Annotated in this window: 19 protein-coding genes; 6 read left to right on the top strand and 13 right to left on the bottom strand. The window is 71.7% G+C overall.

The annotated features are described in order from the left end of the window. Positions 1–11: 11 nt before the first annotated feature. Positions 12–1,160, bottom strand: coding sequence for a HAMP domain-containing sensor histidine kinase (locus AB0K21_RS07010; protein ID WP_343978722.1), 1,149 nt, complete (start codon positions 1,158–1,160; stop codon positions 12–14). Between the two features lie 2 nt (positions 1,161–1,162). Further along, entirely contained in the window at positions 1,163–1,819 is a 657-nt protein-coding gene (locus tag AB0K21_RS07005) for a response regulator transcription factor (protein WP_343978725.1), read from the bottom strand. A gap of 153 nt (positions 1,820–1,972) precedes the next feature. On the opposite strand from AB0K21_RS07005, the gene AB0K21_RS07000 reads away from it, so the two are divergent. Then, on the top strand, positions 1,973–3,406 hold the full coding sequence (locus tag AB0K21_RS07000) for a hypothetical protein (protein WP_364148503.1): 1,434 nt from the start codon (positions 1,973–1,975) through the stop codon (positions 3,404–3,406). On the opposite strand, the gene AB0K21_RS06995 is transcribed toward AB0K21_RS07000, so the two are convergent. The 4 genes from AB0K21_RS06995 to AB0K21_RS06980 all read right to left on the bottom strand — a co-directional run bounded on the left by AB0K21_RS06995 (position 3,348) and on the right by AB0K21_RS06980 (position 6,171). Then, positions 3,348–3,800 carry a hypothetical protein gene (locus AB0K21_RS06995; protein ID WP_364148500.1) on the bottom strand — a complete coding sequence of 151 codons (453 nt, stop codon included), beginning with the start codon at positions 3,798–3,800 and terminating at the stop codon, positions 3,348–3,350. The genes AB0K21_RS07000 and AB0K21_RS06995 overlap by 59 nt on opposite strands. Beyond that, positions 3,797–4,318, bottom strand: a complete 522-nt coding sequence (locus AB0K21_RS06990) for a sigma-70 family RNA polymerase sigma factor (protein WP_343978734.1) — start codon at positions 4,316–4,318, stop codon at positions 3,797–3,799. Before AB0K21_RS06990 ends, AB0K21_RS06995 begins: the two co-directional genes overlap by 4 nt. A 94-nt stretch (positions 4,319–4,412) precedes the next feature. Continuing rightward, positions 4,413–5,432, bottom strand: coding sequence for a polysaccharide deacetylase family protein (locus tag AB0K21_RS06985; RefSeq protein WP_364148497.1), 1,020 nt, complete (start codon positions 5,430–5,432; stop codon positions 4,413–4,415). Positions 5,433–5,595: 163 nt separating this feature from the next. Continuing rightward, positions 5,596–6,171: an XRE family transcriptional regulator gene (locus AB0K21_RS06980; protein ID WP_343978741.1), complete on the bottom strand. Its 576-nt coding sequence runs from the start codon at positions 6,169–6,171 to the stop codon at positions 5,596–5,598. An 85-nt stretch (positions 6,172–6,256) separates the two neighbouring features. Between AB0K21_RS06980 and AB0K21_RS06975 the strand changes: the two genes are divergently transcribed. After that, positions 6,257–7,093, top strand: a complete 837-nt coding sequence (locus AB0K21_RS06975) for a DMT family transporter (RefSeq protein WP_364148494.1) — start codon at positions 6,257–6,259, stop codon at positions 7,091–7,093. Between the two features lie 96 nt (positions 7,094–7,189). Here the strand turns inward: AB0K21_RS06975 and AB0K21_RS06970 are convergent, their stop codons facing one another. Both AB0K21_RS06970 and AB0K21_RS06965 read right to left on the bottom strand, forming a co-directional pair. Further along, positions 7,190–7,789, bottom strand: a complete 600-nt coding sequence (locus AB0K21_RS06970) for a sigma-70 family RNA polymerase sigma factor (protein ID WP_343978747.1) — start codon at positions 7,787–7,789, stop codon at positions 7,190–7,192. A 639-nt stretch (positions 7,790–8,428) separates the two neighbouring features. After that, a complete protein-coding gene (locus AB0K21_RS06965; protein ID WP_364148491.1) occupies positions 8,429–9,436 on the bottom strand; it encodes an iron-siderophore ABC transporter substrate-binding protein in 1,008 nt (335 codons plus the stop codon). A 113-nt stretch (positions 9,437–9,549) separates the two neighbouring features. Between AB0K21_RS06965 and AB0K21_RS06960 the strand changes: the two genes are divergently transcribed. From AB0K21_RS06960 to AB0K21_RS06950, 3 genes are read left to right on the top strand one after another with little or no spacing between them, the layout of a single operon-like run. Next, entirely contained in the window at positions 9,550–10,590 is a 1,041-nt protein-coding gene (locus tag AB0K21_RS06960) for an iron ABC transporter permease (RefSeq protein WP_364148489.1), read from the top strand. Then, entirely contained in the window at positions 10,587–11,675 is a 1,089-nt protein-coding gene (locus AB0K21_RS06955; protein WP_364148486.1) for an iron chelate uptake ABC transporter family permease subunit, read from the top strand. Before AB0K21_RS06960 ends, AB0K21_RS06955 begins: the two co-directional genes overlap by 4 nt. After that, entirely contained in the window at positions 11,672–12,466 is a 795-nt protein-coding gene (locus AB0K21_RS06950; RefSeq protein ID WP_343978759.1) for an ABC transporter ATP-binding protein, read from the top strand. The genes AB0K21_RS06955 and AB0K21_RS06950 overlap by 4 nt, the downstream gene beginning before the upstream one ends. A gap of 84 nt (positions 12,467–12,550) precedes the next feature. Here the strand turns inward: AB0K21_RS06950 and ftsY are convergent, their stop codons facing one another. Together ftsY and smc are read right to left on the bottom strand one after the other, a co-directional pair. Then, the gene (gene ftsY, locus AB0K21_RS06945) at positions 12,551–13,732 is read right to left on the bottom strand and encodes a signal recognition particle-docking protein FtsY (RefSeq protein WP_343978762.1); all 1,182 of its coding nucleotides are present in this window, start codon (positions 13,730–13,732) and stop codon (positions 12,551–12,553) included. 279 nt (positions 13,733–14,011) lie between these two features. Continuing rightward, positions 14,012–17,698 (bottom strand): chromosome segregation protein SMC, encoded by a 3,687-nt coding sequence (gene smc / locus AB0K21_RS06940; protein WP_364148482.1) that lies wholly within the window; start codon positions 17,696–17,698, stop codon positions 14,012–14,014. A 163-nt stretch (positions 17,699–17,861) separates the two neighbouring features. On the opposite strand from smc, the gene AB0K21_RS06935 reads away from it, so the two are divergent. After that, positions 17,862–18,656 carry a dienelactone hydrolase family protein gene (locus AB0K21_RS06935; protein WP_343982344.1) on the top strand — a complete coding sequence of 265 codons (795 nt, stop codon included), beginning with the start codon at positions 17,862–17,864 and terminating at the stop codon, positions 18,654–18,656. A gap of 61 nt (positions 18,657–18,717) precedes the next feature. On the opposite strand, the gene AB0K21_RS06930 is transcribed toward AB0K21_RS06935, so the two are convergent. From AB0K21_RS06930 to mutM, 3 genes are all read right to left on the bottom strand, one after another. Beyond that, complete coding sequence (locus tag AB0K21_RS06930) at positions 18,718–18,912, bottom strand: hypothetical protein (RefSeq protein ID WP_084195478.1); 195 nt, start codon at positions 18,910–18,912, stop codon at positions 18,718–18,720. 191 nt (positions 18,913–19,103) lie between these two features. Then, positions 19,104–19,379, bottom strand: a complete 276-nt coding sequence (locus AB0K21_RS06925; protein WP_343982339.1) for an acylphosphatase — start codon at positions 19,377–19,379, stop codon at positions 19,104–19,106. Further along, a complete protein-coding gene (gene mutM, locus AB0K21_RS06920) occupies positions 19,376–20,242 on the bottom strand; it encodes a bifunctional DNA-formamidopyrimidine glycosylase/DNA-(apurinic or apyrimidinic site) lyase (RefSeq protein WP_364148477.1) in 867 nt (288 codons plus the stop codon). Before mutM ends, AB0K21_RS06925 begins: the two co-directional genes overlap by 4 nt. Between the last annotated feature and the right edge of the window lie 5 nt (positions 20,243–20,247).

Genomic DNA, 20,247 nt, shown 5'->3' with positions numbered 1-20,247 from the left:
TACCGGATCCGTCAGGGGCTCTCGTGCGGCAGCTCGACGGTGATCGTCAGGCCGCCCTCCTCCCTGGAGCCGGCGATCACGACACCACCGTGCGCCTCGGCGACGACCCGGACTATCGACAGTCCCAGACCGCTGCCGCGATCGGAGCGCAGCCGGTCGCCGTGCAGCCGCCGGAACGGCTCGAAGATGGTCTCGATCTCGTAGTGCGGTACGGGCAACCCGGTGTTCGCCACCACCAGCTCCACCCGGTCGGCGCGCTGCCGAGTGGTCACCCACACCTGGCCGCCATCGTGGTTGTGCCGGATCGCGTTCTCCACGAGGTTCTGCACGAGCCTCTCGACCAGCACCGGCTCACCGGCGGTCGGCGCGGGGTCCAGCAGCCGGTGGATGGTCACCCCGCGCTCTCCCGCCTCCTTGCCCGCCAGGTCGAGCACATGCTCGACCACGTCGGTCAGGTCGAAGGGACGGCGGTCCAGGACCGCCTGCTCCCCCTCGGTCAGGGCGAGCAGGCCGTCGATCAGCCGCTCGTGGCGGGCGTTGACCAGCAGCAGGGACTCACCGAGCCGCTTGACGTCCTCCGTCGCGTCGGGCCGCCTGACCGCCACGTCCACCAGGGTGCGGTTGATGGTGAGCGGGGTGCGCAGCTCGTGGGAGGCGTTGGCGACGAAGCGCCGCTGGCCGTCGAAGGAGCGGGCCAGGCGGCCGACGATGATGTCGACGATGTCGACGAGCTCCTTGACCTCGTCGTCCCGCCCGGCGTAGGTGATGCGCCCGGTGAGATCATGACTCTGGGCGATGTACCGCGCGCTCGCGGTGACCTCCCCGACGGGGCGGAGCGCCCAGCCTGCGGCCCGCCAGCCGACCGCCGTCGCGATCCCGGCGGCCACGAGCACCGCGAGGCCGCCCACGGTGAGGACGTTGTTGATCGTGTCGGCCTGGTAGACGCGCCTTACCTGCGCCACCCGCTGCTCCGCCACCCGGTACTCGGGATGCTCCGGCCTGTAGTAGAAGCCCGCGACCCGGATGTGCTGGGGATGCCGCAACCCGTCACGGGGCTCCAGGCTCTGCCGTACGAGGAAGGCGAGTCCCGCGACCAGAACGGCGCCGATGTAGAGGACCACCGTGCCGCAGACGACGGCCAACCGGAAACGAACGCTCATCCTCATGGAATGCGGTATCCCACTCCCGTGACGGTCTCGATGACCGGTGGATCGCCGATCTTACGGCGCAGCTTCATCATCGTGGTCCGCACGGTGTTGGTGAACGGGTCGGTGTGCTCGTCCCACACCTTCTCCAGGAGCATCTCGCTGGAGACCACCGCCCCGTCCGCGCGCAGCAGTTCGGCCAGCACGCCGAACTCCTTGCGGGCGAGCGGCACGTAGCGTCCGTCGCGGAACACCTGCCGGTGCGCCCGGTCCAGGCTGATGCCGGCCCGTACCAGCAGCGGCGGGTCGGCGGGGCGCACCCGGCGGCCCAGCGCGTGGACGCGGGCCGTCAGCTCCTCGAAGGCGAACGGCTTGGGCAGGTAGTCGTCGGCTCCCAGGGCCAGTCCCGCCACCCGGCAGCGCACGTCACCCGCCGCGGTGAGCATGATGATCCGCACCAGGCCGCCCTCGGCGACCACGGCCCGGCACACGTCGTCGCCGTGCAGGCCCGGCAGGTCCCGGTCCAGGACGAGCACGTCGTAGTCGTGGATCCGCAGCCGTTCCAGCGCCGCCTCCCCGTCGTAGGCGACGTCGACGGCGAGCGCCTCCCCGCGCAGCCCCTCCGCGATCGAGTCGGCGAGCATCCTCTCGTCCTCGACCACCAACACCCGCAAAACGTGCCTCCCCTGGCTCCGAGTCGCGCCAGCGTGCCACAGGCGGCATAACGCGGGCGTAACCGGATTCGGTGACGTCAAGGTTATCGATCACTCGCTGGACTGCTCCCACCGTGCCGGGAACCCCCCGGCCCCTGAACGGGGGAACCATCCATGCTCGCCTCACCCGGCGCCGTCACGACCGTACCCACCGCGCCCGGCCGGAGCGGGCCGCGCGACCGGCTCCTCGGCGGTCACCTGCCGTTCGCCGTCGCGATCGCGACGGCGGCGGGGCTCCGCGTCCTCGTCATGCTCGGCTACGACACCGCCCAGCTCTACTGGTACGACTCCTTCACCTATCTGAACACCGCGGTCCATCTGGAGCCCTCCGGCGCGTTCCATCCGGCCGGGTACCCCTTCCTGCTCCGGCTGCTGCTGCCCTTCCACAGCGTCCAGCTCATCGCGGGTCTCCAGCACCTGATGGGCCTCGGCACGGCCCTGATGATCTACCTGGTGCTGCGCCGCCACGCACTCCCCGGGTGGGGGGCGGCCCTGGCCACCCTGCCGATCCTGTTCAACCCCGCGTTCCTGCGGCTCGAACACGCCGTGCTCTCCGACACCCAGGTCATCTTCCTCGTCACGGCCGCCCTGACGGTGCTCATGTGGCGGGAGCGCCCTTCGGCGCGGGCGGCCGCGGCCACGGGCCTGCTGCTGGCACTGGCCGGGCTCACCCGCACGGTCGCGGTGCCCCTGTTGGGGCTGGTCCTGCTCCACCTGCTCCTGCGGCGGGCCGGTCGGCGGCGGGTGGTCGCGCTGGTCGTCGCCGGGACGTTGCCGCTCGCCGCCTACGCGGGCTGGTATCAGCAGCATCACGGGCGGTTCGCGCTCAGCGGCTCCGACGGTGTGGCGCTGTGGGCGCGCACGATGACGTTCGCCGACTGCTCGGTGATCAGACCACCGGCCCGGGAGGCGGTTCTCTGCCCGAACGGCACGGTGGTCGACGCCGCGTCAGAGTACGTCTGGGCCGCCGGCGCCTCGCTCAACAGGTTGCCCGGAGGCCGGTTCGCCCACAACGACCTGGCCAGGTCCTTCGCGCTGCGTGCCATCGCCGCGCAGCCGCTCGACTATCTCCGCGAGGTCGCCCGCGACACCTCGCTCGCCTTCGCGGCGACCCCGGTGCGTCATCCCCTGCGGGTCTCCCCCGCCCTGACGTTCCCCGTCGGTTCCTGGCCGCTGCCCGCCTTCCCGCTGATCGACCAGGTGCGCCGGGAGTACGACGGCGGCATCCGGGGGATGTCGTCGGTCGAGCCCTACGGAAACCTCCTCGGCGGCTACACCTACCCCGGGGTCCTGCACGGCCCGCTGCTCGGCGCGCTCCTGCTGCTGGGCGGCCTCGGAGCCGTCGGGCGGCGGCGCCCGGCCCTGCTGCCGTGGGCGACGGCCGTCTTCCTGCTCGTCGCCCCGATCGCCGCGCTGGACTTCGACCACCGCTATGTGCTGCCGTCGATCCCGATGGCCTGCCTCGCCGCGGCCCTGGCCGCGGCGGGTCTCAGCCACCGAGTTCGTGCCTGCGTCGCAGCAGGGCGGCGCGGTCGGCGCGGGCCCTGAGCAGGAACGTCACCGCGAGCATGGCCAGCGTCGCGGCGACGGCGACCCCCGCCGCGCCGGCCCAGGTCTCCCTGGTGATCGCGATCGCGGCCGTTCCCGCCGTCAGCAGGACGGTCGCGGCCACCGCCAGCCAGGCGGCGACCACCCGGTCGAGGGCGAACAGCGGCGTCCTGCGGGTCAACGCCCAGGCTCCGTAGCCGGCCCAGGCCAGGCCGAGCGCGACCATCGCGCCGAAGGCCAGGTGCGTACGACCCGGCAGGGTGGGTTCCGTGGCCCACAGCAGACCGGTGAACAGCGCCCCGCCCAGCCCGCCGAGCAGGGCCACGACGTTGCCGATCCGGCGGCGCAGCGACAGCGGCCCGGACAGCCTGCCGATCATGTCGTCGGGGTTCATTCTCGATATCCCTTCTCCGTGAGCCGGTCGCGCAGCATGCGCCGCGCGCGGGACAGGCGTGACTTGACGGTGCCGACGGGGACGGCGCAGATCTGCGCGCAGTCCTCCAGGGAGAGGTCGTGCAGGTAGAACAGCACGAGGATCTCCCGCTCCCTGACCGGCAGCTCCGACAGGCCCGCCAGCAGGCCGGCGCGGTCCGCGAGGGCGTCGGCCGGGTCGCCGGTCGCGCGTTCCTCCTCCGTCAGGACCTCGGGTCTGGCGTACTCCTCGCGGAGCCGGTCGGCCACCGCACGCCTGGCGATCGTGAACAGCCAGGGCGCGAACCTGCCCGGCTCCCTCAGCCGCGGCAGCCCGCGCACCACGGCCACCCAGACCTCCTGGGCCACGTCGTCGGCCTGCGCGGGTCCCAGCATGCGCCGCACGTAGTTCCAAACCGGATCGTGCCAGGCCCTCACCAGCTCGGCGAACGCCTCGCGCTCGCCGAGCCGGCACCGGACCACCAGCAGTTCGTCAGTCACCCTGCCTCCTCGAGGAGGAACAGTCGGGAAACAGGCGCGGGAGGTTCACGCTCCGCCGGACCCCCATCCGGCACGAGGGCCGGCTCGGAGGATCTCAGAAGCCGCTGTCGACGGGGTACTTCCTGCCCGACACCAGGCGCCTCCCGTACAGCTCGGAGAGCGTCACCAACCGGTAGCCCCTGGCGGCGAAATGGTGCAGCAACCGCGGAACGGCCTGGACGGTGGAGGCATGGATGTCGTGCATCAGCACGATGGAGCCCGGTGTCGCCTCGGCCGCGCGGCGGGCGACGATCGAGGAGTCCCTGTCCCGCCAGTCGAGCGTGTCGACGTCCCACAGGATCTGGGCGAGCCCCAGGTGGCGGCTCTCCGCGGCGACCCGGGCATCGGTCGCCCCGTACGGCGGGCGCATGAGGTCCATCGTCACCCCCGTCGCGCGCTTGACGATCCACTGGGTACGGTTCAGCTGCTCTCTGATACCGGCCTCCGACAGCCCGGGCAGCTCCGGGTGGCTCCAGCTGTGGTTGCCCAGCTCGTGTCCCTCGGCCACCATCCTGCGGAGGATCCGCTCGCCGTCCCCGGGCACCATCTGCCCGACGACGAAGAAGGTCGCCCTGCCCCGGTGCCTGGCGAGCATGTCGAGCAGGGCTGCGGTGTAGGCCCCCGGACCGTCGTCGAAGGTCAGCGCCACGCATCTGACCCGCTCGCAGTTGATCCTGCGTGCCGGGCGCGGAACGGGGAAGTCTCCCACCGGCCAGTCCGGCCGGGCCTCGGCCTTCCTCGCGCCCGCCGTCCCCGAGGCGGTCGCCGAGGGCGCGCCGGCGGCGGGAGCGCCGGCGGGGGCACCGGCGGGCGCGGTACGCCCCGGGGGTCCGGTCGGCCCGGCGGGCACGATGGGCACGATGGGGGCGGTCGGCTCGTTCGGCCCGATCGGCGTGGCCCGCCCGGTGGGCGCGATGGTCGCGGTAGGCGGGGGCGCGCCTGTCGTGGTGATCGGAGAAGCGCACCCAGCCGCTGCGAGCAGCAGGGCCATCGACACCATCCGTACCCGCATGCTTCCCCCCGAAAGCAACGCGAGGACGGCGAGCGGCCCCGGCCGCGTCCCCCGCAAGGTCATAGCCGGGTCTTTCCCAGGATGGGACATAGACCGCCGATTAGCCTGTACCGACGCGCCACTTCGACGCCACATCGAATGAGATGCGCACCCGGGGGCGACGTCTCATCTGATGAGACCAGTTAGAGCCTTAAAAAGGCTCTTTCCAGCGGACATCTCATATCGGTCAGCGATCCGGCGTCTCGCGGGGCTCGGTCACGACCATCACGAACCGCAGCGGGACGTCCCCCTCGTTGGCGTACCGGTGCGGGCGGTCGGCGTTGAACACGACCGCGTCCCCCTCCTCGGCGATGTGGCTTCTGCCGTACACCGAGAGGGTGAGCCGCCCCTCCAGCACGGTCAGCATCTCGCGCGTGCCCGGTGGGTGGGCGTCGCCGTCGTGGTGGTCGCCGGGGGCCAGCCGCCAGTCCCACAGCTCCAGGATGGCGGGCGCGTCGGTGCCGACCAGCAGGCGCGCGGTGCTGGAGTCGCCGTGCGGGAAGGTGACCACGTCCGTGCTGTGGACGATCCGGACCACGGGTGTGTCGGAGACCTCCACCATCCGCGCGACGGTCACCCCGAGCGCGTCGGCGATGCGGGTGAGCGTGGTGATGCTCGGATTGGTCCTGCCCTGCTCGACCTGGACCAGCATGCCCCGGCTCACCCCGGAGCGCGCGGCGAGCTCGTCGAGGGTCATCTGCCGGTGCGCCCGCTGGGCCCGCACGTTGTTGGCGACCGCGGCGGTGATCGTCTCTGGGTCCATGAGTTCAGTCTAGTTAACTCGTTTTGCACTCTATTGCACTCCATATATTGTACTAGGAGTACATTTCATTGAACTGAGGTGACGTATGACCGCTGTGGTGCTGGCAACGGCCTGCGCGATGGTTTACGGCACCGCGGACTTTCTGGGCGGCATGGCCACCCGCCGGTCGCGGGTGCTCGCCGTGGTGGTCCTCTCCCAGATCGCGGGGCTGGCCGTGGCCGTCGTGCTGCTGCCGATCCTGCCGGGGACCCCCGCGCCCGTGACGCTGGCCTGGGGTGCGGCCTCCGGGCTCTGCGGCGCGGCGGCGGTGGTGCTGTTCTACCGGGCCCTGGCCACCGGTGTGATGTCGGTGGTGGCGCCGATCACCGCGACCGTCTCGGCGGTGCTGCCCGTGCTGTTCGGGCTGGCCGTCGGGGAGCGCCCCGAGCCGATGGCGCTGGTGGGCGTGGTCCTGGCGCTACTGGCGGTGCTGCTGGTGAGCCGCGACTCCTCCGGCGGGGGAAGCGGCGGCGGGTACGGCCCGATCCTGGCCTCCCTCGCCGCGGGCGCGGGTTTCGGCGGCTTCTTCATCCTGCTCGCCCAGGCCCCCGCGGAGGGCGGCGCGTGGCCTCTGGTCGGGGCGCGTCTGGCCTCGGTCACCCTCATCGCCCTGCTGGCCCTGACCACCGGCCGCACCCTGCGCCCCGGGCCGGGCACGCTGCGCGTCATCATCGCGGCCGGAGTACTCGACATGGTGGCCAATGTGCTGTTCATGCTGGCCCAGCAGCGCGGGCTGCTGAGCCTCGTCGGCGTCCTGGTCTCGCTCTACCCGGCGAGCACGCTGCTGCTGGCCCGCCAGGTGCTGGGGGAGCGGCTCAACACCGTGCAGACCGTGGGCATCGGCTTCACGCTCGCCGCGGTCGCGCTGATCGCATCCGGCTGACCCCTTCGCCCCGTCAACGACTCAAACCGGCCGGGCCCGCTGCTCGACGGCCGAGCCCGGCAGACCCGTCCGCCCCATCGCCACCGCACAAACGACTCAGGCCACCTTGGCCTGCTCGATCGCCGAGCGAAGACCGCCCTCCTCGCGCGCGTAGCCCTCAAGCATGGTGCGGAGCTGGCGGCGACCCCGGTGGAGGCGGGACATGACCGTGCCGATGGGGGTGCCCATCCGTTCGGCGATCTCCTTGTAGGCGAAGCCCTCGACGTCGGCCAGGTAGACGGCGACCCGGAAGTCCTCGGGCAGGGCACGCAGGGCGTTCATGACCGCGCTGTCCGGCAGCTGCTCCAGCGCCTCGGTCTCGGCGGACTTGAGACCGCTTGACGTGTGGGACTCGGCGGCGGCGAGCTGCCAGTCCTCGATCTCCTCGGCGGCCGAGAGCTTGGGCGAGCGCTGCTTCTTGCGGTAGTCGTTGATGAAGTTGTTGGTCAGGATGCGGTGCAGCCACGCCTTGAGGTTGGTGCCCTCGCGGAACTGGTGGTAGGAGGTGAACGCCTTGGTGACGGTCTCCTGGACCAGGTCCTCCGCATCGGCGGTGTTGCGGGTCAGGCGCATCGCGGACGCGTAGAGCTGACTGGTGACCGGCACGACATCGCGCTCGAACCAGTCCTGGCGTTGCTCTTCCGTCATCGTGATCATTGGATCCCCCTCGTGCTTTTCCCCCCGCTACCGCCCGGCAAGACTGCGCTACACCCTTTCTGACGGCGTAGCCGATGCTCGCAGGCACCCCGTAAGGGGGCCGTTAAAAGCCCTGCGCGATCGGGAGACTGCTCGCTGACTGCGCCAACGGCGGGTACGACACGCCCTACAGCCGAACAAGTATCAATATCGTAACATCGTTCTCCAGATTCAGTCGAAGGTGTGTCTATCATCACATAACCCCAGGTAGCAGCAACTTTCGGGTTAGGAAAGATGTCAACCGCCACGCCCCCTGGACCCGTCACCGGGTCGGGGCCCGCGCCCGCAGAAGTTCCGAGACCCATCTCCACGTCTCCCCGCTTCCCACGCGTCGCGGAATTAATCACCACCTGGAAGACGGCCCGGCACCCCCTGGCGGTTCACCGCCCGCTTCCCCTGGCGGACACGGCTCGTACCGTGTTCGCATCCGAGTATGTGATGTGCGGGTACCCGAAATCGATCAGTATTTGAGAAGACCACGCCCGGGGGGGCGCCCCTGTCGCGGACCGGCCGCGACGCGCAGGGACCGGCACGGCTCGTCGAGCCCGTGCCGGTCCTGGCATCGGAAGGCGGGACAGGCGGCCCGCCCCTCCCGGCCGGTCAGCCGGCCCGGGCCGGGTCGACCTCGAAGATCTTGGCGAGGTCGTCGAGGATGGCGTGCGCGCCCTGGATGCCGACGGCACTCATCCAGACGGTGTCGTTGACGTCGTGCTTGGCGCCCTTGAGCTTGCCCCAGAGCGGGTTGGCCTCGAACTTCTCCTTGACCGGCCCGACCGCCGGGTCCTCGTAGGCCGCGACGAAGATGTGGTCGGCGTCGAGCTGGGAGATGTTCTCCTGGCTGATCGGAACCATGATCGCGTCGGTCACGGTCGGCTGGTCCTCGGGACGCGGGAAGCCGACGTCCTTGAGCACCAGGCCCGAGTAGGAGTTCTCCACGTACAGCCGGACCGTCGGCTCACCCGCGAAGCGGGCGATGGAGACGGTGGGCAGCTCGCCCTCCTTGGCCTTGATGGACTCGCCGATCTTACCGGCGCGGTCCTGGTATTCCTTGATCTTCTGCTCGGCGAGGTCCTCCTTGCCCAGGGCCTGGCCCACGAGTTGGAGGTTCTCCTTCCAGATGGCCCCGGTGGTCTCGCTGAACACCGTCGGCGCGATCTGCGACAGCTTGTCGTACAGCGCCTCGTGGCGAACCTTGGCCGAGACGATCAGGTCGGGCTTGAGCGCGAGGATCCGCTCCAGGCTGGGCTGTTCCAGGGTCCCGACCGAGGTGGCCTCCTTGGCGTGGCCGAGGACCGGGGTCAGGTAGTCGGGGAGCTCCCCTTCGATCCCCCGGTAACTGGTGAAACCGACGACCTCGGTCTCCAGGGTCAGCACCGCGTCGACGAAGCTCTGGTCGAGGGCCACGACCCGCTTGGGCTGGGCGGGGATCGTCGCCTCCCCCATGACGTGCTTCACGGTCCTGGGGAAGGCCGCCGCGTCGCTCGCCGCGGGAGCCGCGGACGCGCCGGAGGCACCGGTGGTCTCCGGGGTGCTCGACCCGCAGGCGGCGAGACCCGCGGACAGCACGGCTCCCGCCACCCCGACGGCCAGGGCGCGCAATGCTCTCATGATTCCTGGATCTCCTCACAAAGTTTAGGTAACCCTTATTTAGCTTAGCTATACCTAAACTGGCATACTCAGCCTCGATCACGCAAAAAAGGGGAGGTCAGGTGATCAATGCCATGTCCGTTCCACGGGCCGCCCCGCCCGGCACCATCCGGAGAATCCACCACCGCCGCCTCCTCGTGCTGGGTGGACTGCTCGCTCTCCTGGCGTCGGCGGTCACGCTGAGCCTCGCGTTCGGGGCCAAACCGATCCCGCCGGCCGACGTCTGGCACGCGCTCACCGGCCCCACGGGTACCGAGAACGACATCATCGTCCGGTCGCTGCGCATCCCCAGAACCGCCATCGGCGTCATGGCCGGGATCGCCCTCGGTGTCGCGGGCGCCCTCATGCAGGGCCACACCCGCAACCCGTTGGCCGACCCGGGACTGCTCGGCGTCACCCAGGGCGCGGCCTTCGCCATGGTCCTCAGCATCGTGGTCCTGGGGGTCGGCAGCCCGTACGGCTACATCTGGTTCGGCCTCGCCGGAGCCCTCGTCGCCAGCGCCGGGGTGTTCGCCCTCGGCATGGCCGGCGGCCGGGGCGGCCCCACGCCGGTGACCCTGGCCCTCGCCGGCACCGCCGTCAGCGCCTTCCTCTACGGGCTCACCTCGGCGCTGGTGCTGCTGGACGAGCAGGCCATGGACACCTTCCGCTTCTGGCAGCTGGGGTCGATAGCGGCCAGGGGCGCGGACGTGGCCTGGCAGGTGCTCCCCTTCATCGCCGTCGGCCTGATCGTGGCCCTGGCAGGCGCGCCCGGCCTCAACGCGCTCTCCCTGGGCGAGGACGTCGCCCGCGCGCTCGGCCAGAACGTCGCCGTCACCCGTGCCGCCGGCATCGCCGCCATCACCCTGCTCAGCGGCGCCTCCGTGGCGGTCTGCGGCGCGCTGGCCTTCGTCGGCCTGATCGTCCCGCACCTCACCCGGCCGCTCTCCGGCCCCGATCACCGCTGGCTGCTGCCGTACTCCGGCCTGGCGGGCGCCTCGGCCCTGCTCCTCGCCGACGTCATCGGCCGCGTGGTGGCCCATCCCGGCGAACTGGAGGTGGGCGTGGTCCTCGCCCTCGCGGGCGCGCCGTTCTTCATAGCCCTGGTACGGCGCAGAAGGCCGGTGCGGCTGTGACCTCGACGGTGACCTCGACCGCGCCCCCTCGCCTCAGCAGGCGGGCGCTGCGCATCGGTCCCGCCTCCTGGCTGTTCCGGCCGCGCTCCGTGGCCGCCGCACTGGTCCTGCTGGGCACAACGGTGCTGCTCATGGCGCTCAGCATGCGCCTCGGCGACATCCCGATGAGCGTCTCCGAGGTCCTCCGCGCCATCACCGGCGACGGGCCCGACCATTTCGTCGTCATGCAACTCCGGCTTCCCCGCGCGCTGACCGGCGCCGGGGTCGGCGCGGCGCTCGCCCTGTCCGGGGCGATCGTCCAGGCCATCGCCCGCAACCCGCTGGCCAGCCCGGACATCCTGGGCGTCACCACCGGGGCCAGCGTGACCGTGGTCGCGGTCATCGTGGCGGCGGGAAACACCTGGGGCGGCGTGAGCGGCGTCCTCGCCGAGGCGGGCGTCCCCGCGGCGGCCCTGCTCGGCGGTCTGGTCGGCGCGCTGACCGTCTACCTGCTGGCCTGGCGCAAAGGCATGGACGGCTACCGGCTGGTCCTGGTCGGCATCGGCGTCTCGGCGATCTGCACCAACCTCAAGTTCTGGCTGCTGACCGTCGGCGACGTCAACGACAGCAGCCGGGCCATGGTCTGGATCAGCGGCTCGCTGAACGGCCGGGGCTGGGAGCACGTGACGCCGGTCGCGATCGCGCTGGCCCTGCTCGTCCCACCGGCGCTGCTCGGCACCGCCTCGCTCGGCGCACTGCGCTTCGGCGACGACACCGTGACCGGCCTGGGGGTGCGGATGAACCTCACCAGGGGGCTGATGATCCTCGCGGCCGTACTCCTCGCGGCGACGGCGACCGCCTCCGCCGGGCCGATCGCGTTCGTCGCCCTGGCCGCACCGCAGATCGCGCTGCGCCTGGCCGGGGTGGCACAACCCCCGCTGGTCGTCTCGGCCCTGGCCGGCGCGGTCCTCACCGTCGGCGCGGACCTGGTCGCCAGGACCGCGTTCAGCCCCGTCGAGCTGCCGGTGGGCGTGGTCACCGGAGTCATCGGCGCCCCCTACCTGATCTATCTCCTCATCCGTGTGCGCAGGAAGGCCCGTACGTGAGACTCCAGGCCGTTGACCTCAAACTGGGGTACGGGGACCGCGTCGTCGTCGACGGCCTCGACCTCGGGATCGAGGCCGGGACGGTGACCGCCGTCATCGGGCCGAACGGGTGCGGCAAGTCCACGCTGCTGCGCGCCATGGGGCGGCTGCTCAAGCCGTCGGGCGGCGAGGTACTGCTGGACGGCAAGCGCATCGACAGGATGCCCGGCAGGGAGGTCGCCAGGGTCCTGGGCGTGCTGCCCCAGTCCCCCTCGGCACCCGAGGGGCTGACCGTCGCCGACCTGGTCTCCAGGGGACGGCACCCGCACCAGACCTGGTACCGGCAGTGGTCGTCCGACGACGAGTCCGCGGTCGGCGCGGCCCTGGCCATGACCGGCCTGCTCGACCTGGGCGACCGCCCGCTGGACGAGCTGTCGGGCGGGCAGCGGCAGCGGGCCTGGATCTCCATGGCCCTCGCCCAGGGCACCGACCTGCTGCTGCTCGACGAGCCGACGACCTTCCTCGACCTCGCCCACCAGATCGAGGTGCTGGAGCTGGTGCGCAGGCTCCACCGCGAGCTGGGCCGCACCGTGGTGATGGTCCTGCACGACCTGAATCTCGCCGCCCGCTACGCCGACCGCCTGGTGGCCATGCGAGACGGCAGGGTCGTCGCCGCCGGGTCCCCGTCCGAGGTGCTCACCGAGGCCCTGCTGGCGGAGGTCTTCGAGCTGGACGCCAAGGTCATCGAGGACCCGGTGGCCGGCACCCCGCTGGTCGTCCCCATCGGCACCCGGTCCCACGCCCCGCACTGAGAGCGAGGCTCGATCTCCGAGACCTCGGGATCGAACCGGGCCACGCCGGTCGGCCTCCCCCGAGACCGACCGGCCCGGCGGGGCTCACCCCCCGAGGAGCGTGTCCACGAAGACCTCGGGATCGAACGGGGCGAGGTCGTCGGGACCCTCACCGAGGCCGACCAGCTTGACCGGCACGCCCAGCTCGCGCTGGACGGAGATGATGATGCCGCCCTTGGCGGTGCCGTCGAGCTTGGTCAGGGCGATGCCGGTGATGTTGACCACCTCGGCGAACACCTGGGCCTGGCGCATGCCGTTCTGGCCCGTGGTGGCGTCGAGGACGAGCAGGACCTCGTCGACGGTGGCCTTCTTCTCGATGACGCGCTTGACCTTGCCGAGCTCGTCCATCAGGCCGGTCTTGGTGTGCAGCCGCCCGGCGGTGTCGACGATCACCACGTCGGCCTTCTCGCTGATGCCCTCGGCGACGGCGTCGAAGGCCACCGAGGCGGGGTCGCCGCCCTCCGGGCCGCGTACCACCGCGGCCCCGACCCGCTCTCCCCAGGTCTGCAGCTGGTCGGCGGCGGCGGCACGGAAGGTGTCGGCGGCGCCCAGCACGACCTTGCCGCCGTCACCGATGAGGACGCGCGCCAGCTTGCCCGTGGTGGTGGTCTTGCCGGTGCCGTTGACCCCGACCACGAGGACCACCGCGGGACGCTCACCGTGCGGCTTGACGTGCAGCGTACGGTCCATGCCGGCACCGATCTGGGTGAGCAGCTGCTCCCTGAGCAGGGCGCGCGCCTCCTCGGGTGTCCGGCTGCCCAGCACCTTCACCCGGGTACGCAGCTCGTCGACCATCGCCCGGGTCGGCGCCACGCCGACGTCCGCGGTGATCAGGGTCTCCTCGATCTCGTCCCAGGCGTCGTCGTCGAGACGGTCACGGGAGAGCAGCTCCAGGAGCCCCTTGCCCAGGGTGCTCTGCGACCGGGCCAGCCGGGCGCGGAGCCGCACCATCCGGCCGGCGGACGGCGGCGGGATCTCGATCTCCGGGATGACGACGACCTCGGGCTCGACCGGCCTGGCCGGCGGCGGCACGGTGGTCGTCGCCTCGTCGTCCATGACCGCGCCCTTGCCGGGGGCCCGCGTCTCCTCGGGGGCCGGCGGCGCCTCGGGCGCCTCGACCCGCGGCGGCGCGCTGGTGCCCCCCCTCCTGAACAGCAGGAGCATGCCGCCTGCCGCCAGCAGGGCGACGACGACGATGATCGCGATTATGCCGAGATAGGCTTCCACAAGACCACAGTTTTCCAGACGCCCCGGGATGCTCCGACCTCAAGGGGTCCGGACGGGTTCGCGGTTCCTCACCGTCGGTCACCATCTCACCGCGCGAACCGTCCTGGTTCGTCCTCGAAAACACGGTTTCGAGCACCGGAGCGGGCTCACGACCGCCCGGCCCCGCACCGGCCCTCCGGAACCGTCCCCGGAGACCCGGGCAGGCTCACGACCTCCCACCGCTCCGTCCCGGAGGACGCCCCCGGAGCACCGCCCGGCCTCTCCGGGAACCCGGGAGGTTCAGGCGGACTCGTTCTCCCTCAGGCGCTGGCTGATGACCTGGGTGACGCCGTCCCCGCGCATCGACACGCCGTACAGCGCGTCGGCGATCTCCATAGTGCGCTTCTGGTGGGTGATGATGATGATCTGCGAGGTCTGCCGGAGTTCCTCGAAAAGGGTGAGCAGGCGCTGGGTGTTGGTGTCGTCCAGCGCGGCCTCGACCTCGTCCATCACGTAGAACGGCGAGGGCCGCGCCTTGAAGATGGACACGAGGAACGCCACCGCGGTCAGCGACCGCTCGCCACCGGACAGCAGCGACAGCCGCTTGACCTTCTTGCCCGGCGGCCGGGCCTCGACCTCGACACCGGTGGTCAGCATGTCCTCCGGGTCGGTGAGCAGCAGCCTGCCCTCACCGCCGGGGAACACCCGCGTGAAGATCGTCTCGAACTCGCGGGCCACGTCCGCGAAGGCGGCGCCGAAGACCTGCTCGACCCGCTCGTCGACCTCCTTGACCACGAGCAGCAGGTCGCGGCGGGTCTTCTTGAGGTCTTCCAGCTGCGAGGTGAGAAACGAGTGCCGCTCCTCGAGGGCCGCGAACTCCTCGAGCGCGAGCGGGTTGACCTTGCCGAGCTGGGCCATCTGCCGGTCGGCCGCCCTGGCCCGTTTGAGCTGCTCCTCGCGGTCGTAGGGAACGGGCTCGCCGTCCGCCGTCGGAATCGGCTCACCGGGGCCGTACTCGGCGATGAGGGTGTCCGCCTCGACGCCGTACTCCTCCACCGCCCGCTCCTGGAGCTGCTCCAGGCGGAGCCGCTGCTCGGTGCGGGCCACCTCGCTGCCGTGTGCCCGGTTGACCAGCTTGTCCAGCTCACCGGTGAGCTCACGGACCCGGACCCGGATCGCCTTGAGCGAGGCGTCGACCTGCCCGCGGGCCCGCTCCGCCTCGTCGCGCTCTCCCGCGGCGGCGGCCAGGGAGGCCTCCAGCGTGCGCAGCGCCAGCTCCGCGCCCCTGACGACCGCCTGGGCCACCCGAGCCTGCTCGCGCCGCCGCTCCCTGCGCTCGGCCGCCCTGGACCTCTCCTCGCGCTCACGCTCCGCGGCGCGCGTCAGCTCCTCCGCCCTGCCGTCGATGCCCCTGACCCGCTCCTCCGCCGTCCGTACCGTGAGGCGGGCCTCCATCTCGTCCTGCCTGGCCGCCGCGCAGATCTCGGCGAGCTCGTCGCGCAGGTCGGTGCTGGGCTCGATCTGTCGCTCCTCGGCGGCCACGGCCGCGGCGAGCCGCTCCTCCAGCTCGGCGAGACCGGCCGCGTCGCGGTCCCGCGCCTCCTCGGCGGCCCGTACGCCCGCCGCCAGGCGCTCGCATTCGTCCCGGGCCGCCCTGGCGGCGGCGTCCAGCTGGGCGAGCCTCCTGGCCACCGCGGCGACCTTCTGGTCCGCGTCGCGCTGCCTCGCCCGGACCTGGTCCAGGACGGCCTGTGCCGCGTTGACCCCGGCCTGCGCGTTCTGCACTCCCGTCTGCGCTTCGGCGATCCGCGCCTGGGCGTTCTCGACCGCGAACTGCGCCTTCCCCTCGGCCTCCGCGGTCTCCTCCAGCTCCGTCGCCGCGAGTTCGGCGGCGACCCTGGCCTCGGCCAGGTCGGCGGTCGCCTCGTCGAGCGCGGCCCGCATCTGAATGGCGGAGGTGGCGCCCGCCGAACCGCCGCCGGCGGCGGCGTGGGCCCCCAGCAGGTCGCCGGAGCGGGTGACGGCCCGCAGCCCGGGATACTGTTCGACCGTCTTCCTCGCGGTCGCGAGGTCGTCCACGACCAGCACGTCCGCCAGCAGGTGGGTGGCGGCGGCCCGCAGCTCGGTGGAGACCGTGACCAGGTCGATCGCCCACTCCGCGCCCGCCTGCGGCACCTGGCCCGGCGGGACCGCCGCTTCACCGGCGGCGATGACGAGGCCTGCCTGGCCGCCGTCGCGGCCCCGGAGGAACTCGATGGCGTCGGCCGCGCTCTGCAGCGACTCGACGGCCACGGCCTCGGCGGCGGCCCCGAGCACGGCGGCGACGGCCACCTCGGCACCGGGCCGCACCGACAGCATGGTCGCCACCGGCCCGAGCACCCCGGCCAGGTCGGCGGCGAGCAGCGCGGCACCGCCGTCGGCACCGCCGGCCAGGCCCATCTCCAGCGCCTCGAACCTGGCTTCCAGCGCGGCCACCTGGCGCTGCGCCTGCTGGTCGGCCTTGCGTGCCGCGGCGAGGGCGGCCCTGGCGGCGCCGAGCGCGGCGTTCGGGCCCGCGACGGCCGCCTTGGCCTCCTCGACCCCGGCCCTGGCCGACTCGACGGACTCCCTGGCCTGCTCGACCGTCTCCAGGGCGATCTCCAGCTCCTCGGCGAGGGCCGGATCGGCGGCCGGCTCGGCCGTCTCCTGGCTGTCGTGCTCGGCGCGGGCCTCCTCGGCGCGCTGTTCGGCCTCCTCCAGCGAGCGCCGCAACCGGCCGATCTCCTCCTCGGCGGCCCCCGCCCGGCTGCGCGCCGCCCCGGCCTGCCCCCTGATCCTGGCCAGGCCCTCGCGCCGGTCGGCGGCGGCCCTGGCCTCCGCGGCCAGCCGCCGCTCCTCCGCGGCGAGCGCGGCCTCGGTCTCGGTACGCCTGGCCACGGTTTCCGCGAGCGACTCCCGCTCCCCCTCCAGCAGCTCGACCAGGACCCGCTCCTGCTCGCGGACCTCCTCGGCCTCACGCTCGAAGTCCTCCGGGTCGCGCCCCCGCCGCTCCACCGCGGTGTCGACGGCGTGCCGGTGCCGCTCGGCGGCGAGGCCCGCCAGGCCCCTGAGGCGCTCGCGGAGGGAGGAGAGCCGGAAGAACGTCTCCTGCGCGGCGGTCAGGCGCGGCTGGGCCTCGGCATCGGCGGCCTCCAGCTCGGCCTCGGCGGCCTGGCCCTGCTCCAGCTCGGTCTCCACCGCGGTGCGGCGGGCGAGGACCGCCGCCTCGTCGGCCATCTCCCGTTCCAGGGTGGTCCGCAGGGTGAGCACGTCGTCGGCGAGCAGCCGGAGCCTGGCGTCGCGGAGGTCCGCCTGGATGACGGCGGCCTTACGGGCGATCTCGGCCTGGCGGCCCAGCGGTTTGAGCTGGCGGCGCAGCTCGGTGGTGAGGTCCTGTACCCGGGTCATGTTGGCCTGCATCGCGTCGAGCTTCCGCAGCGCCTTCTCCTTGCGCTTGCGGTGCTTCAGGACGCCCGCGGCCTCCTCGATGAACGCCCGGCGCTCCTCGGGTCCGGCGTGCAGCACCTGGTCGAGCTGGCCCTGGCCGACGATGACGTGCATCTCGCGGCCGATGCCGGAGTCGGACAGCAGCTCCTGGATGTCGAGCAGGCGGCAGGTGTCGCCGTTGATGGCGTACTCGCTCTGGCCGGCCCTGAACATCAGGCGGCTGATCGTCACCTCGGTGTAGTCGATCGGGAGCATGCCGTCGGTGTTGTCGATGGTCAGCGTGACCTCGGCGCGGCCCAGCGGTGCCCGCGAGGAGGTGCCGGCGAAGATGACGTCCTCCATCTTGCCGCCGCGCAACGACTTGGCGCTGTGCTCCCCCATGACCCAGGCCAGGGCGTCGACCACGTTGGACTTGCCGGATCCGTTGGGGCCGACGACCGCGGTGATGCCCGGCTCGAAGCGGAGCGTGGTGGCCGAGGCGAAGGACTTGAAACCGCGCAGGGTAAGGGTCTTGAGATACAAGGAGAACCCCCCATTCACGGTGTGGTCGCGCCGGTCCGCGTGTCGCGCCGTGCCCCCGGGCGCCGATGAACGCGTCTTCCCCCGTCAGCCCACGGCTTCGCCAACGCGGGAAGACTACCGTTCTTCACCCGCACCCGCCCGCACACCGCCTATGGTGCCCTGCATGAACGCGGAACGCGGTGCTGACGGAGCTCCGTCACGCCCATCGGGCGGCAGGGGTCATCTCGGGCGGCGTGCCTTCCTGGTGGGCGGCGGGCTGACCGCGCTGGGCCTCGGCGGCGCCGCGCTGGCGGCCGGCCCGGACGGCATCAGGGGGGCGTACGCCCAGATCGTCTGCGGCGCGGTCCCCGTGCCCCCGGTGACGTCTCCTGGAACGCTCCAGCGCAGCCGGGTCGACCGGCGCCGGGTCATCGTCGGGATGCCTCCGGGGGCGACGGACGGGCTGCCTGTGGTGATCATGCTTCACGGGGCCGCGGGTGACGCGCGCACACCGTTCGACGTCTACGCGATCGACCGCTACCTGGCCGCCGGGGGCGGGCGCTTCGCGCTGGCCGCCATCGACGACTGGCCCTCCGCCGACATCCCGGGAACCCTGCTGCCCTACCTGAGCATGAACGGGATGGACACCGCGAAGATCGGGCTGATGGGCTGGTCGGCGGGTGGCGCGGGGGCGCTGAGGCTGGCCGCGGAGCTGGGCCCCGCACAGGTGGGGGCGGTCGTCGCGGCGTCGCCGGCGGTGAGCGCGGCGCAGGCGCCGCTGCGCGAACTCGTGAACATCCCGGTCTGGCTGGGATGTGGGGAGCGCGACGCGTGGGCACGGCAGACCCAGACCATGCTGAAGGCCCTGAAGGCACTGGGTGCCACTGCCGAGGGAGGGATCAGCGAAGGATGCCAGGACACGGCCTACCGCCGCAGGGTGTTACCCGAGCAGCTGGCCTTCCTCGCACGACATATATGACATATATGACAAGGGACGCCCCGGTGAGGCGTCCCCGGACAGTGTTTCCGCCCCGACCCCGTTAGGTGAGAGCCGGCTCGCGATCCTGCAGACGGTTGAACTCCTCGTCGCGGGCGCTTGCCGCGAGTTCGTCGTTCTGGGCCTGGAGCCGGGTGAGCTCTCCCTCGAGATCACGGATGCGCTGCTGGAGACGACGCATTTCCGAGACCATACGAGGGTCGGGACCGCCGACGTGGCCTAGTAGAGCCTTCGCCATAGTAAAGGGTCCTCCACGCTGAGTGACCAGACTGGTTCGCGCACTTCTTTGCCGCGGGAGGGGTGCGCGTGGTTCTTTGTCAAGAGTCGCACCGGTGAGGGAGACGGTCAAGCTGAACGCTCCGAATGGATGCACCAGTAGGCACTCTCGACAGTCAACTATACCGTATTTTGGGCGGTTTAGGAAAGTGGTCAGCGCTCGACAAAACCCTCGAGACCGCCTTTGACCTCGCTCCAACGTTCGACGACCCCGTCCACCCTGCCGGGTGTCTCACCGCCCCTGAGCAGCTCGAGCAGCATCGCGCAGGACTTCTCAGCCCCCTGCGCGACCACCTCGACCCGGCCGTCGGCCGTGTTGCGCGCCCAGCCGACCAGGCCGAGCTCCAACGCCCTGGACCGGGTCCACCAGCGGAAACCCACACCCTGCACGCGACCCCTGACCCAGGCGGTCAGCCGCACGTCCGTCACGCCGCGGCCCTCCTCGGCCTGGGCTGGCAGCGAGGGCAGCTGTAGGAGGAACGGTTCATGAACGACTCGCGAACGATCGGGGCGCCGCACCGCGGGCAGGGTTCGTCACGCCTGCCGTAGACCGCGAGGGAACGGTCGAAGTAACCGCTCTCACCATTGACATTCACGTAAAGACTGTCGAAGGATGTGCCGCCCTCGGCCAGCGCGGCGGACATCACCGCCCTGGCGGCGCCCAGCAAATCGGAGATCTTCGGCTTGGTCAGCGTCCCGGTGGGCCGGGCGCCGTGCAACCTGGCCCGCCAGAGAGCCTCGTCGGCGTAGATGTTGCCGACACCGCTGATCAGCGACTGGTCCAGCAGCGCGCGCTTGACCTCGGTCTGCCGGGCGCGCAACCGGCGGGCGAACGCCTCGTCGTCGAAATGCTCCTCGAACGGGTCGGCCGCGATGTGCGCGATCGGCTCGGGCACCGCCCGGCCGCCGGCCCGGGTCATGGCGGTCACCAGCACGTGGCCGAAGGTCCGCTGGTCGACGAAGCGCAGCTCCGGGCCACCGTCGGTGAAGCCGATCCGGACCCGCAGATGCTTCTCCGGTACCGTGTCCGGCTCCACGACCAGCAGCTGGCCGCTCATCCCGAGGTGCGCCAGGATGGCGTCGGGGCCGTCCAGCGGCAGCCAGAGATACTTACCCCTGCGCTCCGCCGCACCGACGGTGCGGCCCTTCAGCCGGGTGGAGAACTCCTCCGCTCCGGGAAGGTGCCGTCTGATCGCCCTCGGGTGGAGCACCTCGGCATGGGCGACGACCCTGCCGGAAACCCACCGCTCCAGGCCACGGCGTACCACCTCGACCTCGGGCAGTTCGGGCATGCACC

It is taken from the genome of Streptosporangium sp. NPDC049248, from assembly GCF_040678965.1.
Taxonomy (GTDB): Bacteria; Actinomycetota; Actinomycetes; order Streptosporangiales; family Streptosporangiaceae; genus Streptosporangium; species Streptosporangium fukuiense.
This window is presented reverse-complemented; position numbering and strand designations above follow the sequence as displayed.